Source organism: Neobacillus sp. DHD-1R, from assembly GCF_057747995.1.
Window position 1 is genome coordinate 2342315 of the sequence record NZ_CM173232.1, and the last position, 12692, is coordinate 2355006.

A 12692-nucleotide genomic window follows, 5' to 3' on the forward strand; every position below is an offset into this window, starting at 1 on the left:
GGACAGGGGAGACTGTCAATTTATCCTGAATACTTTTGTGAAAGAAGAGATCGTCAATGTCGTTGATATTGGTTATTTATTTTAAAATTTCATCCGCATCATAATTTTTTAAAGCCCATACTACATTATCATTTGCAAATAGATGGACTTCATCTAATCCAATTTCTACAAAATTCCCGTTTACAAACGCAGCCCAATGGATATTTTTCGCTGGAATGGAGTGAATACCGTTGATGGATATAATATTGCCCTTGAATTCTTCTATGTCAAATGTCCTTTTAGTCACATCGTATAATGTTTCTTCTTCTTGAAATGAAACTTCTTTTGAAATAATTAGCTCTTTTTTGTCGTTTATAATTCGAAAATTGCCCTTCGTTTCTAATGCAAGGGTTGGGAAATAGACTAAAAAAAGAAACAGTGGTAAAAATAACGCCATCTTTTTAATAAGCATTTTTTTATCTCCTTTTAGTGTAATGTATCCATATTGTAATCAATTTGGCCAGAATTATTGATGGAATTAACTTGAAGTATGATATTTATGGTAAGGGATGGTTTATAGAAAAGTGGTATAATTAGATTATAAAATCATTATTTTTTTATAATAATTTGAAGGATAAACAGTGAATTTGAAGGATAAACAGTGATTAAGATGGTGGGTATTTTAATATCGATCTGGCGTAAGGAGAAGAAATGAATAATTACATTGTCATGCAGGGACAAACGTATCAAGAGGAAAAGGAGTTAGGGATCATTTGGTCGCCACAACATGATCAAGGTGGGATGGTTCCACACTCATGGCAGCGAATGAAAGAAGTACAAAAAGACGATCGAATATTCCACTATGTAAAAGGGTTCATTGTCGCGTTAAGTGTAGCGGCTGACCATTATGATACAGCGCCTAAACCAAATATGCAGCTAAATAAGAGCACTAGTAATGAGGAAGGGTATTTAGTGAAGGTAGACTACCATGAACTGGAAATTCCCTTACATATCAAAACGAATTTTAAGGAAATTCAGCCGCTCCTTCCAATCAAATATTCGGCTTTTCAAGAAAATGCGGATGGAAATTCAGGTTATTTATATCCATGTAATGAGGAACTGTCGATTAAATTTCTTGATTTGATCAGAGATTTAAATATCTATCAAGTGGACGAGGAACAACTGGAACTATCGATGGATTATGTACGTAGAACCGAACGAAATACATTAATACCTGTAATGGCAGAAACAGAATCAGAAATGAAAACCAAAATGCGAATCGATCACCACAAGTTTCGTAATTCCTTATTGCCATTATGGGAGCATAAATGTGCTTTATGTGGTATTGACTTACCGGAGCTGCTTCGAGCAAGCCATGCAAAACCATGGAAAGATAGTACGAATGTAGAACGGCTGGATCCGTATAATGGAATATTACTTTGCGCTAACCATGACGCCCTTTATGATAATGGTTTTATTACTTTTGATGGGCAGGGCAGACTTCACATTGCATCCGTCATTAAGCCTGAAGATTATGTTAAATACGGATTAATGCCAAAAACGAAAATAAATTTACATCAAGAAAATAAACCGTATATGAAGTGGCATAAAAAGTATATGTTTACCAAAAATCATGATAAAAGAGAAAGTCAGTGATCAATCTAATTAGTATGAACTGACTAAAGGAGAAGAAAAAATGACCTTATATAAAGTAGATTACCAATCACCAATCGGAGTGTTGGAAATAAGCGGGACAGAGGAGGCGATTTGTTCTATTTTATTTGCTGAAAAAGATACCCCTGTGAATCTCTTAAATGTGGAAACGCCAAATAGTGTAAAAGAGTGCTATCAACAACTGGATCAATATTTTAAAGGGGAGCGCCGTACCTTTACATTTCCATATCGGTTTGAAGGGACCGATTTTCAGAAAAAGGTTTGGTCTGCACTAAGACAAGTTCCTTACGGTCAAACGGATTCCTATAAAAATCTAGCAATCGCCATTGGCAATGAAAAGGCGGTCAGAGCTTTGGGGAGCGCCAACGGAAAGAATCAATTAAGTATTGTCATTCCATGCCACAGGATAATCGGAGCAAACGGAAAGTTGGTAGGTTATGCAGGGGGATTGTGGCGCAAAGAATGGCTGCTTCAACATGAAAAAAACGTTAAAAGTGTTGACTGTTAATCTTAGTAACTATTCATTAAAACTGGTATAAATATGAAAATAATCCATTTTGCTGAGAATTTTTTCAAAATGGATTATTTTCGATTGCTGTCAATTTAAGCCTATTAACATCCTTTTATGCAAACTTTAACCCAAAGCGCTTTAAAACCTAAATAAAAAATACTTGCAAATTGCAAATTTATAACTTATATTAATTCACAAGAAGATATTGGTAATTTTAGGAGGATAATACATGGTCTTGATTCGGGAAGCAACCACACAGGATTTAGAATCCATCATGAAAATATACAACCAAGGAATTGAAGACAGAATAGCCACTTTAGAAACGGAACCTAAAGATCTTCAGTACATGAAAGAGTGGTTTGAACAGCACAAAGGACGATTTAAAGTTATTGTTGCTGAACAAGAAGGGCAGCTTTTAGGATGGTCTTCATTAAATCTTTATAATAACCGTTGTGCTTATGCAGGAGTCGCAGATTTATCAGTATACATTGCCAGAGAGTGCAGAGGGAAGGGCATTGGCAGTTTGTTATTAACAGGAATTGAGAAGTTTGCAGAAGAAAATGATTTTCATAAAATAGTACTGTTTACATTTCCGTTCAATAAGCTTGGTCAAGGATTATATCTAAAGAATGGGTATCGTGAGGTAGGCATATTTAAGAATCAGGGTATTCTGGATGGAAAGTACGTGGATGTTATGGCCATGGAGAAGCTAATCGTACAATCTAAGTAAAGGAGGTGTTGATATATGACAGTAAATCATGCAGGTGTTCTCTCTGTTGAGTATTTCGAAGCTTACTTTAAGCTTGTCACTTCATCAAGGAACTATGATATTGAGAAGGCAAATGAATATATGACACAAAACTTTTTTAAAGGCGATCTACTAATATACGGAAAAGAGACGTTTCAAAGTTTTGTCACAGCCTATCAAAATCTAAAAAATAAATTAAAATAATAGTTGCATTTTGCAAATTATTTTATATAATAATAAAAAGAGGTGAGAAATATTGGTAAATATTCGTGATTTATTTCAAGTAATGACACGACGGTTTGGTCTTTTAAATAAAAATTGCTGCAGTGCAGGCGGTTGTGATATTTCCCTCATTCAAAGTCATATCCTTTATGAGATCGACCATCAGCATAAACCTTCCATGCACCAAATAGCAGATACATTAGGTACTGACATCACAACATTTAGCCGTCAGGTACAATCATTAGTAAAAATGAATTTGGTAAAAAAAACACCCGATCCAAACGATAGAAGGTTTAGTATTCTATCTCTAACAACAGAGGGGAAATTTATTGCAACGACCATTGACCAACAAATGAATGCTTTTTTGAATGAGGTTTTTTCTCATATGAATGAGTTCGAAAAAGAAACAGTCATTCGGTCCATTAAGTTATTAAATCAGGCGATGGCGAAATCTAACGTATGCTGTGGGACTATTTCGGGGTAAATCCCCATTTTCAACACTTGCAAAATACAAGTAAGATAAGCACTAAAAGATGGAAACATAAAAAGTGGAAAAGACAACAATAAATGATTAATAGTTGCAAATTACAAATATCCAAAATGCTTATTGCAAAAGGAGCTTGTTTCAGCATTTGTAGTGTCTGTGGTTTAAATGGCTTCAATATCAGGGTTTCTCTTTTACTTAATTTAAAGGAGGTGAGGAAGGACGGCATGTTTCATAAAGAACAAAGAAAAGTCTTGCTGTGATGTAAAAATAGAAAAAGTTGTAGATCAAAAAAGCTCTTGTTGTAAAGTAAAAATGAGGAAGTAAAAGAAAATGAAAAAGAATAAATTGAAACGAGTAAAACTTAATTTGATTTCAAATATGGAGGGAATACAATGAAAATGCATGTAGGAGTAAATGTAACTAATTTAAAGGAATCAATTAAATTCTACAAAAAAGTTTTTGATACAGAACCAGTTAAAGTGAAATCGGATTATGCGAAGTTTTTACTTGATGACCCTGGAATGAATTTCACACTAAATTTAAAAGAGCAAGTATCAGGAAATCAAATTGGACATTTTGGTTTTCAAGTGAACAGCTTAGAGGATGTTCTTCAACAGAAAAAACGCTTAGAAAAGTTAGGCTTTTTCGCCCGTGAAGAAATGGATGTAACCTGTTGTTATGCAACCCAAGATAAATTTTGGGTTACTGATCCTAACGGGAATGAGTGGGAATTTTTCTATACAAAAACGGATGTAGAAGAAATGGTTAACAACGACACAGTTTGTTGTAAATCTACGGTTGAACAAAAAGATGAACAAATGAATGCTTCATGTTGTACACCATATGTGCAAAAAGTAGAACTTATTGTTGACTCCTCAAAGTGACGCTCTAAGAATATTCATGATCCCACCTTGCAATACGAGTTATTTCGTTTACTTTTTGGCATTATTTTTATCAGTACTGAACCTAACTCTTGATCATATATTAATAAGAGGTGATTAAAATGAATAAACATCTTCAACAAACATTTGATTTCCGTTATTTGAAAATTGGTGGGATGGTCAATGGTGGCGTTATGCAAATTGGTTGTGGGGCTGGTAAAGCCCCGCGAGTCGCTCCTGTTGGATATACTACAGTGGGAACTACATTAGTTCCTCTAACAGGTCCTATAGAATTTGCTGTCCCATTATCAGCAGCAGTACGTCCGAAATTATAAGATTTGACCATGTTTAATTACATCTTTAAGTAAAAGACCTCTCCTAATGTATGACTTCCTGTTGGAAGTCATTTTTTAATTATTAAGCTTCCTTAAAAGGAAATATTCCTATTTTTAACGAATACAGAACTAAAATAAACTTATCAAAAGTGGTGAGATAGATAGGGAAAAAAATTAATTTCTTTTTGGACTGTAAAACGGAAAAACATATTATTAACAGACTTAGAATCGCCGGTTGTGTTTTCGCAGAAGATGAGACCCGGTTAATTATCTCAGAGGCACGGACTCCAGAGGACCTCAATAAAATGGTGGAAATGCGAGCCAACGGTTTACCTCTTGAATACGTTGTTGGATGCACAGAGTTCTGTGGTCTGAGGATAGAAGTGGATCAGGGCGTTTTCGTTCCACGCAAACGTACCGAGTTTCTTGTTCACCAGGCAGAAGCCCTGTCATGTTCTGGTGATATCGTCGTTGACCTATGTTGTGGGTCAGGTGCTGTGGGTGTAGCACTGGCCGCAGCTTTGGGACGGGTTGTGTTGTACTCTGTTGACATTGACCCTGTCGCAGTACGATGTGCTGAACGCAACGTAACGATTTTCGACGGTATCGTTTTTGAAGGTGACCTGTATAAGGCCTTACCCAACTCACTCAAAGGCCAAGTGAACATCCTAGTTGCAAATGTACCTTACGTTCCCACCAAGGCAATCAAGCTACTTCCCCAGGAGGCTCGCCTATATGAACCGGAGGTGGCGCTTGACGGAGGAGAGGATGGGCTTGACATTCAGCGAAGAGTAGCAGAAGAAGCATTACTTTGGCTAGCACCTGGAGGACATCTTTTGATAGAAACGAGCGAAACGCAGACACCCCAAACCTTTGAAATCTTTGATAGTGTTGGGCTGACTACGAAAGTGATCAGAGACGAGGAACTGGATGCTACTGTCGTTATCGGATCAAATTTTAGCTTTCAAGGTAAATAAGCATTCAGTTCAATCACAAATAAAATGATAATTCTTGGCACTGTACTAGTAACCAAAATTTCCTTATTCCAGAATAGGGCGCATTACTGAAACCTAGGGTACTGCAAAAGTGTAGTTTTCGAAAAATGAATGATTATATATAAAATATCTTCATTATGAAAATGGGGATAAAAGGTGTGTGGCTAATGAACAAAGATAAGATCATTAGAACTTTTGATAAACAAGCAAAAATATATGAAAAGAGAAGAAGAATACGGTCGGAAAGAAAATGGAGAGAAAGATTGCTCACATCTACAAGAGGGAAAGTGCTGGAGGGAGCAGTTGGTGCGGGAGCAAACTTTCATTATTATCCTCAAGGATTGGAAGTGACAGGAGTTGACTTCAGTGAGGAAATGTTAAAGAAAGCAAAAGAAGCTGCGATTGAAGAAGGTATAGAAGCCCAATTTATACTTTCTGATGTTGAATCCTTTTCGTTTGAGGATAATTCATTTGATACGGTAATCTCTACATTATCGCTGTGTGGATATGAAAATCCTACGAAAGTATTAAATTCATTTAATAAGTGGTGTAAACCTGACGGGAAAATTCTTTTATTAGAACATGGAAAAAGCTCAAATAATATGATCGGATACATTCAAACATTGTTGAATCCACTTAATAGAAAGATCGTAGGTTGCGATTTAAATCGTGATATGCTTCAAATCATAGAGCACTCTAACATTCACATTGAGAGGATGGAACATTATCTGACTGGTACGGTTCATTTAGTATGGGCTAAACCGAATAAGCATATTTTAAAACAATTTACAAAAACTTAAAAAAAATCAACTTGTAATCAATATATAAGAGGAATATTATATAAGCAAATAATTATTTATAAGGAGGCACGCTTATTTAATGGATATAGAATTGATGGCGAAACAGTTAAAAGCAGTGAGTGACCCTAACCGTTTAAAGTTATTGGCATGTCTCAAAAAAGGAGAAATATGTGCATGTGACTTTGTTGATGTCTTGAATATTTCTCAACCTGCTGTTAGTCAACAATTGAAAAAGCTAAAAGAAGTCGGAATAATTGTCGAAAGACCGGCAGGAACATGGAAACATTATCGCTTAAACGAAGTACAACAACCCTATATTCAATCCATTATTGACCACTTGGATGAGATTTCATTTAGTCGTTGTAATTGTTGAACGACTACGATGTTTTTAAAATTAGGTCCCAATATGACCTTAACTATTTAGTACACACATCTTTAAAGTTTCGATGCGTTGGATTACGTGGTTCTATTGTGTGTTAGGAATTTCATCATCAAGGGGAATAGAGAAATGAAAGAAAAGATTATAAGCGAATTTTTAGGAACCTATTTTCTTGTTTTTGCAGGAACAGGTGCAGTCGTAATCGATACCATGACGAACAGTTTAACACATGTTGGCGTAGCCATTACCTTCGGGCTGGTCGTTATGGCATTAATTTACACGTTTGGTCACATCTCAGGTGCACATTTTAACCCTGCAGTTACGATTGGCTTTTTATTTCATAAGGATATAACTAAAAAGGAAGCCATGTATTATATTGTTACACAAATCATTGCGGGGATAGCAGCCAGTGCCACCTTATTTTCTTTATTTGGAAATGTGGCCTCATTAGGTACCACCCTGCCAAGTGGTTCATGGTCTCAATCATTTGTGTTAGAATTTATCCTTACCTTTTTCTTAATGTTTGTTATTTTTGGATCTGCTGTTCATGGAAAAGCAGCAAAATCCTTTGCGGGAATGGCAATCGGTGCAACAGTGGGGTTAGAAGCGATGTTTGGTGGACCGATCAGTGGTGCTTCGATGAATCCCGCCAGATCGATTGGTCCTGCTTTAGTATCAGGAACACTTCAACATTTATGGGTGTATATTGTCGCAACTATTTTAGGGGCCATTTGTGCGGCAATAATATATAAAATACTTGATGATAAAGAAAACTCGCCGATTGCCGAGCCCTATAGGGCGAAGATAGAGGCGTAGTTGCACTTATGCTTGTTCGGAAAGTATACATTCCGATCTGCTAAAAAAAGGAGCGTATAACATGTCTAAAAAATCAATTTACTTCTTATGTACAGGAAACTCATGCCGAAGCCAAATGGCAGAGGGTTGGGCGAAAAAATATTTAAGTGATGATTGGGAGATTCGCAGTGCGGGGATTGAAGCACATGGATTGAATCCGAATGCAGTAAAAGCGATGAGAGAAACCGGTATTGATATTTCTAATCATACCTCTGATATTATCAATCCTGAATATTTAAACAATGCAGATTTAGTTGTAACGTTATGTGGTGACGCTGCTGACAAATGCCCAATTACTCCACCAAAGGTAAAACGAGTTCATTGGGGATTTGATGACCCAGCAAAAGCACAAGGGACAGACGAGGAAAAATGGGCATTATTTCAACGTGTTCGTGATGAAATCGGAGATAGAATTAAACGTTTTAGTGAAACCGGAGAATAATACAAAGGATAACCAAGAGTGCATTCTTTTGGTTTTTCTTTAAAGCTAAAAATAAGCAAATGCTTATTTAATAATATCTTGGAGGTTTTAACATGAACAAGGTAGAGATTTTTGATCCAGCTATGTGCTGTTCCACTGGGGTATGTGGTCCAAGTGTTGATCCAAAATTGACAAGGGTTGCATCTGCAGTTTATTCATTAGAGCAAAAAGGCTTTCATATTAAACGATATCAACTAACGAGTAATCCTGAAAAATTCGCTGAAAACGATGAGATCACACGAATTTTTAAAGAAAAAGGGCCTGATGCTTTGCCAGCAGTTTTAGTCAATGACAAATTAGTAAAAGTGGGAAGTTATCCAACAAACGAGGAGTTTGCTGAATGGTTTGAAGTAAAAGTGGAAGAGTTAAATGAAAAACCAAAAGCGAGAATTTCATTTAATTTAAAACAACTATAAACCATTGGGAAGAAGGAAAAAATATGTCTCTGTCATTCAGTCCCACTCACGTAAAGACTCAATTTATGTTTTTAACTGGTAAAGGCGGGGTAGGAAAAACATCAACGGCTTGTGCAACGGCAGTCGCATTAGCGGACAGAGGAAAAAAAGTGTTGTTGATTAGTACTGACCCGGCCTCCAATCTACAAGATGTATTTGGCATCGAGTTAACCAGTACACCGCGAGCAGTACCGACGGTTGGAAATTTATTTATTAGTAATATAGACCCGGAAAGCTCAGCAAAAGCCTATCGGGAACGTGTTGTGGGTCCATATCGTGATACGTTTCCAGAAGCGGTGGTAGCTACTATGGAAGAACAATTGTCAGGTGCTTGTACAGTCGAAATTGCCGCATTCGATGAATTTACAAGTTTCATCACAAATAGTGAAATAGTGAATCAATATGACCATATAATTTTTGATACTGCCCCCACAGGGCATACGTTACGGCTATTACAGCTCCCTACTGCTTGGACTGGTTTTTTAGAGGAAAGTACACATGGGGCATCATGCTTAGGTCCTTTATCGGGTTTAGCAGATAAAAAAGAGCTTTATTCTAAAGCCGTCTCGGTACTCTCTGACCCAATTAAAACGACTTTAATACTAGTAACAAGACCAGATGTTTCTGCTCTGTTAGAGGCAGACCGTGCCTCAAAGGAGCTTAAAGAGATTGGTATCAAAAACCAAGTGCTTATCATTAACGGTTTTCTTCGAAACCTTAATGAAGCAGATGAAGTCTCATCTGCTTTTTATCATCGCCAAAGCGAGGCAATGAAGCAGATGCCAGAAAACCTAATGGGTACAACCAAGTACTCATTACCGTATGTTTCCTATTCTCTGACAGGTGTTGAAAATCTTCGAAATCTGTTTCATCCAGTTGAGGAGGTTCCAACAGCTGATTTAATTATGGAGAATCATTCAAATAATCTCCCGGGATTAAAGGATTTGATTCATGATTTTTTAGCTAACAACACCAAGTTGATTTTCACAATGGGAAAGGGCGGCGTAGGAAAAACAACGGTCGCATCTGCCATTGCAGTGGGGTTAGTTGAAAAAGGGCATCGTGTTCATTTAACAACTACTGATCCGGCAGCACACCTGGAATTTCAGTTTCAAAACGATGATTTGCATCAAAACTTGAGCCTTAGCAGCATTAATCCAAAAATAGAAGTTGAAAAATATAAGGCTGAAGTGTTAACCAAATCAAGTAAGGACTTAGATGAAGCGGGTCTCGCTTACTTAAAAGAAGATTTAGAATCACCCTGTACAGAAGAAATTGCTGTTTTTCAAGCTTTTGCAGAAGTCGTAGCCAAAGCAGAAAATGAAATAGTTGTCATTGATACAGCTCCGACAGGCCATACATTATTATTATTAGATGCATCGCAGTCCTATAGTAAAGAAATTGAAAGGTCTACTGGTGCAGTACCAGACAGTGCAAAAAGACTATTGCCGCAAATTCGAAATTCAAAAGAAACATCCGTAGTTATTGTCACCCTTGCGGAAGCAACACCTGTGTTAGAAGCATCAAGATTACAAGATGACCTAAGACGAGCTAGTATTAATCCGCAGTGGTGGGTGATTAATCAAAGTTTATCTGCCACAAATACGAGTGATCCAATTTTAAAAGGGAAAGCAATGGCAGAAAGGAAATGGATTCGAGACGTAATTGATAATAAAGCTGAGAAGTGTGCGATGATTCCTTGGTTACATGAAGATAAGGTTGGGTACGACAAGTTAAAGGATTTTATTAATTAATGAAAGAAAAATCTATTTTCAGTGTCAGGGGGGAAGTAATCGCATTGAAATGAAAGAGCTTTAAAAAGACTATTTCCTCATTCATAAGGGGAATTTTGGAGGAAAAACAAATGAAAATTACAGATGGAGCTAAACAATTATTAGAAACCTTTTTAAGCGAAAAGGGAGCAGAAGGAATTCGTCTATCTGCCGTTGCTGGATGCTGCGGACCACAATTTGCATTAACTTTGGATGAACCACTTGAATCAGATACGATTAAAAACATTAATGGAATTAAGGTAGCGTTCGATTCACAAATTACAGGAACGGATGAATTAACATTAGATAAAGAAGAAAGTCAAGATGGAGCAGGGTTGGTTTTATTAGGTGTTAATAACTGTTGCTAAAAGTGAAAAAAATTGGGAGTAGTTAGTTTTCTTAAAGGACTAATTACTCCTTTTTTTGTTTATTCATCTCCTACTAGCTTTTAAAGAATCCATTTAGCTCTTGATTAGGAGAATTATTGGCTGATTCTTAACATGCTATGAATCTTTTTAAAGATGTCTTCAGATGATGTTTTTAGTGCAATTGCTAATTCTTTGAACAAGATATTTTGAATAGTGTTTAAAATTTTGCTATCTTGCTCATAAAATTTCCTTCCAGCTCCTTCAATTTCCTTCTTTTTTCGCAGCAGGGTTTGGGCTACTTTAGCAATATCCATACGATTTCCGGTTTTTATAATCTCAGAATACACTTGCCCACGCAAATGCGGTTTTTCAATCCAATTAATTCCCGGTAAATGAAATGATTCTAAAATTTCTTCTGCTTCCTCTTTATTCATTAATTTCAGTATGACGGTTTTGTCATTATTTACAGGGGTACTTATGGTCAATTCATGAGTATTTTCAATCGGATGTATGACGTAGTAAGACTTAGAAATTCCGGAATAGGTCTTATCACAGATTTCATCAACCCGGCATATACCATGTCCTGAATAGATGATTAAATCTCCAATATTAAACATTGTGCTAACTCCTTTTTCGCTATATTGTCAACTAGGTTGACCAATTTTAGTTTACTACTTTTTTATTTATATTGTCAACCAAGTTGACAATATAAATTTATTTTTGTTATAGTTGTTATCAGTAAGAGGAATGGAGTGGAAAAGTTGGATTCTAATTTGCAACACTTAGATCTAATTGATCTGATTAGTGAACATCATGTTCAGCTTCGCAAACTATCGGAGAAATTATGGAACGATAGCACTGATATTTACCTCTCTAATTCGGAATGGTTTATTTTAACAAGGATTTTTCAGAAAAAGAAGGCTACGATTTCATCCATTTCTAAACAAGTAGATATTTCCCGACAGGCTACTCATAAGTTCATTAAGCATCTTGAAGAAAAAGGATTAGTTGAAATTACTAATCTAGAAAATAATAAGAAAGAGAAAAGTATACAGTTAACTAAATTAGGCGAAGAATGCTATAAAAAAAACGAGTCATTAAAGGCTGAAATTGAAAACAAGATCACTGAAAAAATTGGTACTGAATATGTTAAAAAACTAAAAGAAATCCTAAAACTAGAGTGGGGATTGATAGCATCATCCTTCTAAAATAAAATTCTTGATTACATATTTTTCAATGAATGGATTTGTTAGTTTTATGTGTTATGTATATCTTCACACGTATTCATTGTTGGAATAAAAAACTTGATTGGATTGGATTTGATTTCATGGTCATACTTTATGGCAACCCCAGTGAGAGTACTTGCATAAAAGCGAAGAAATGGCTTCAAGAAAATAATATAGCGTTTATTGAACGGAATGTATTTTCTGATCCATTAACATTTGCGGAGTTTAAAGAAATATTGCGACTAACTGATGATGGAACAGAGGATATTATTTCACCACGTTCAATAAAATATCAAAAAAAAGAGATAGAGATCGACCAGTTACAATTGACAGATCTATACAGCCTTATCCAAAAAAAGCCAAGAATCTTAAAAAGTCCAATCATTCATGACGGAAAGCGCTTTATGGTCGGTTTTAATGAATCTCAGATCCGCAGGTTTGTGCCTAAAGTGGTTCGTCATAAAAATTATTTGAAGTATGTCAGTTTAGAGGAAAATAATCTTGAAGATTTGAAGTAGAATGCT

General features: G+C 36.0%; 19 protein-coding genes. 17 read left to right on the forward strand and 2 right to left on the reverse strand.

All coding sequences use genetic code 11. From position 1 onward, the window contains the following. Nucleotides 1–76 precede the first annotated feature (76 nt). A complete protein-coding gene (locus tag AC3ANL_RS11300; protein ID WP_488329306.1) occupies nt 77–451 on the reverse strand; it encodes a DUF4430 domain-containing protein in 375 nt (124 codons plus the stop codon). A gap of 239 nt (nt 452–690) precedes the next feature. Between AC3ANL_RS11300 and AC3ANL_RS11305 the strand changes: the two genes are divergently transcribed. The 15 genes from AC3ANL_RS11305 (at nt 691) to AC3ANL_RS11375 (ending at nt 10942) form a co-directional block, all read left to right on the forward strand. Continuing rightward, entirely contained in the window at nt 691–1635 is a 945-nt protein-coding gene (locus AC3ANL_RS11305; RefSeq protein ID WP_488329307.1) for an HNH endonuclease, read from the forward strand. Nucleotides 1636–1675: 40 nt separating this feature from the next. Beyond that, nucleotides 1676–2161, forward strand: coding sequence for a methylated-DNA--[protein]-cysteine S-methyltransferase (locus AC3ANL_RS11310; RefSeq protein WP_488329308.1), 486 nt, complete (start codon nt 1676–1678; stop codon nt 2159–2161). A gap of 232 nt (nt 2162–2393) precedes the next feature. Further along, complete coding sequence (locus tag AC3ANL_RS11315; protein WP_488329309.1) at nt 2394–2894, forward strand: arsinothricin resistance N-acetyltransferase ArsN1 family A; 501 nt, start codon at nt 2394–2396, stop codon at nt 2892–2894. 15 nt (nt 2895–2909) lie between these two features. Beyond that, nucleotides 2910–3116 (forward strand): hypothetical protein, encoded by a 207-nt coding sequence (locus AC3ANL_RS11320; protein WP_488329310.1) that lies wholly within the window; start codon nt 2910–2912, stop codon nt 3114–3116. Between the two features lie 52 nt (nt 3117–3168). Continuing rightward, complete coding sequence (locus tag AC3ANL_RS11325) at nt 3169–3618, forward strand: MarR family winged helix-turn-helix transcriptional regulator (RefSeq protein ID WP_488329311.1); 450 nt, start codon at nt 3169–3171, stop codon at nt 3616–3618. A gap of 395 nt (nt 3619–4013) precedes the next feature. Then, nucleotides 4014–4505, forward strand: a complete 492-nt coding sequence (locus AC3ANL_RS11330; RefSeq protein WP_488329312.1) for an ArsI/CadI family heavy metal resistance metalloenzyme — start codon at nt 4014–4016, stop codon at nt 4503–4505. A 119-nt stretch (nt 4506–4624) separates the two neighbouring features. Continuing rightward, the gene (locus AC3ANL_RS11335) at nt 4625–4837 is read left to right on the forward strand and encodes a hypothetical protein (RefSeq protein ID WP_488329313.1); all 213 of its coding nucleotides are present in this window, start codon (nt 4625–4627) and stop codon (nt 4835–4837) included. A gap of 185 nt (nt 4838–5022) precedes the next feature. Then, nucleotides 5023–5814, forward strand: a complete 792-nt coding sequence (locus AC3ANL_RS11340) for a putative protein N(5)-glutamine methyltransferase (protein WP_488329314.1) — start codon at nt 5023–5025, stop codon at nt 5812–5814. A gap of 185 nt (nt 5815–5999) precedes the next feature. Beyond that, the gene (locus tag AC3ANL_RS11345; protein WP_488329315.1) at nt 6000–6632 is read left to right on the forward strand and encodes a class I SAM-dependent methyltransferase; all 633 of its coding nucleotides are present in this window, start codon (nt 6000–6002) and stop codon (nt 6630–6632) included. 79 nt (nt 6633–6711) lie between these two features. Beyond that, nucleotides 6712–7005, forward strand: coding sequence for an ArsR/SmtB family transcription factor (locus AC3ANL_RS11350; RefSeq protein WP_488329316.1), 294 nt, complete (start codon nt 6712–6714; stop codon nt 7003–7005). A 135-nt stretch (nt 7006–7140) separates the two neighbouring features. Then, complete coding sequence (locus AC3ANL_RS11355) at nt 7141–7827, forward strand: MIP/aquaporin family protein (RefSeq protein WP_488329317.1); 687 nt, start codon at nt 7141–7143, stop codon at nt 7825–7827. Nucleotides 7828–7888: 61 nt separating this feature from the next. Next, complete coding sequence (gene arsC, locus AC3ANL_RS11360) at nt 7889–8308, forward strand: arsenate reductase (thioredoxin) (protein ID WP_488329318.1); 420 nt, start codon at nt 7889–7891, stop codon at nt 8306–8308. 92 nt (nt 8309–8400) lie between these two features. Then, on the forward strand, nt 8401–8763 hold the full coding sequence (arsD, locus tag AC3ANL_RS11365; protein ID WP_488329319.1) for an arsenite efflux transporter metallochaperone ArsD: 363 nt from the start codon (nt 8401–8403) through the stop codon (nt 8761–8763). Nucleotides 8764–8786: 23 nt separating this feature from the next. Beyond that, nucleotides 8787–10556, forward strand: a complete 1770-nt coding sequence (arsA, locus tag AC3ANL_RS11370; RefSeq protein WP_488329320.1) for an arsenical pump-driving ATPase — start codon at nt 8787–8789, stop codon at nt 10554–10556. Nucleotides 10557–10666: 110 nt separating this feature from the next. Beyond that, nucleotides 10667–10942, forward strand: coding sequence for an iron-sulfur cluster assembly accessory protein (locus AC3ANL_RS11375; RefSeq protein ID WP_488329321.1), 276 nt, complete (start codon nt 10667–10669; stop codon nt 10940–10942). Nucleotides 10943–11055: 113 nt separating this feature from the next. Here AC3ANL_RS11375 and AC3ANL_RS11380 read toward each other — a convergent pair whose 3' ends face one another. After that, nucleotides 11056–11559 (reverse strand): CarD family transcriptional regulator, encoded by a 504-nt coding sequence (locus tag AC3ANL_RS11380; RefSeq protein ID WP_488329322.1) that lies wholly within the window; start codon nt 11557–11559, stop codon nt 11056–11058. A gap of 144 nt (nt 11560–11703) precedes the next feature. On the opposite strand from AC3ANL_RS11380, the gene AC3ANL_RS11385 reads away from it, so the two are divergent. Then, a complete protein-coding gene (locus AC3ANL_RS11385) occupies nt 11704–12150 on the forward strand; it encodes a MarR family winged helix-turn-helix transcriptional regulator (RefSeq protein ID WP_488329323.1) in 447 nt (148 codons plus the stop codon). A 119-nt stretch (nt 12151–12269) separates the two neighbouring features. Next, nucleotides 12270–12686 (forward strand): transcriptional regulator Spx, encoded by a 417-nt coding sequence (gene spx, locus AC3ANL_RS11390; protein WP_488329324.1) that lies wholly within the window; start codon nt 12270–12272, stop codon nt 12684–12686. Nucleotides 12687–12692: the final 6 nt, after the last annotated feature.

What these genes read in the sequence shown, in the direction of transcription:
- AC3ANL_RS11300 (WP_488329306.1), bottom strand. Translation starts at nt 451, where the DNA reads ATGCTTATTAAAAAGATGGCGTTATTTTTACCACTGTTTCTTTTTTTA.
- AC3ANL_RS11305 (WP_488329307.1), top strand. Translation starts at nt 691, where the DNA reads ATGAATAATTACATTGTCATGCAGGGACAAACGTATCAAGAGGAAAAG.
- AC3ANL_RS11310 (WP_488329308.1), top strand. Translation starts at nt 1,676, where the DNA reads ATGACCTTATATAAAGTAGATTACCAATCACCAATCGGAGTGTTGGAA.
- AC3ANL_RS11315 (WP_488329309.1), top strand. Translation starts at nt 2,394, where the DNA reads ATGGTCTTGATTCGGGAAGCAACCACACAGGATTTAGAATCCATCATG.
- AC3ANL_RS11320 (WP_488329310.1), top strand. Translation starts at nt 2,910, where the DNA reads ATGACAGTAAATCATGCAGGTGTTCTCTCTGTTGAGTATTTCGAAGCT.
- AC3ANL_RS11330 (WP_488329312.1), top strand. Translation starts at nt 4,014, where the DNA reads ATGAAAATGCATGTAGGAGTAAATGTAACTAATTTAAAGGAATCAATT.
- AC3ANL_RS11335 (WP_488329313.1), top strand. Translation starts at nt 4,625, where the DNA reads ATGAATAAACATCTTCAACAAACATTTGATTTCCGTTATTTGAAAATT.
- AC3ANL_RS11345 (WP_488329315.1), top strand. Translation starts at nt 6,000, where the DNA reads ATGAACAAAGATAAGATCATTAGAACTTTTGATAAACAAGCAAAAATA.
- AC3ANL_RS11350 (WP_488329316.1), top strand. Translation starts at nt 6,712, where the DNA reads ATGGATATAGAATTGATGGCGAAACAGTTAAAAGCAGTGAGTGACCCT.
- AC3ANL_RS11355 (WP_488329317.1), top strand. Translation starts at nt 7,141, where the DNA reads ATGAAAGAAAAGATTATAAGCGAATTTTTAGGAACCTATTTTCTTGTT.
- arsC (WP_488329318.1), top strand. Translation starts at nt 7,889, where the DNA reads ATGTCTAAAAAATCAATTTACTTCTTATGTACAGGAAACTCATGCCGA.
- arsD (WP_488329319.1), top strand. Translation starts at nt 8,401, where the DNA reads ATGAACAAGGTAGAGATTTTTGATCCAGCTATGTGCTGTTCCACTGGG.
- arsA (WP_488329320.1), top strand. Translation starts at nt 8,787, where the DNA reads ATGTCTCTGTCATTCAGTCCCACTCACGTAAAGACTCAATTTATGTTT.
- AC3ANL_RS11375 (WP_488329321.1), top strand. Translation starts at nt 10,667, where the DNA reads ATGAAAATTACAGATGGAGCTAAACAATTATTAGAAACCTTTTTAAGC.
- AC3ANL_RS11380 (WP_488329322.1), bottom strand. Translation starts at nt 11,559, where the DNA reads ATGTTTAATATTGGAGATTTAATCATCTATTCAGGACATGGTATATGC.
- spx (WP_488329324.1), top strand. Translation starts at nt 12,270, where the DNA reads ATGGTCATACTTTATGGCAACCCCAGTGAGAGTACTTGCATAAAAGCG.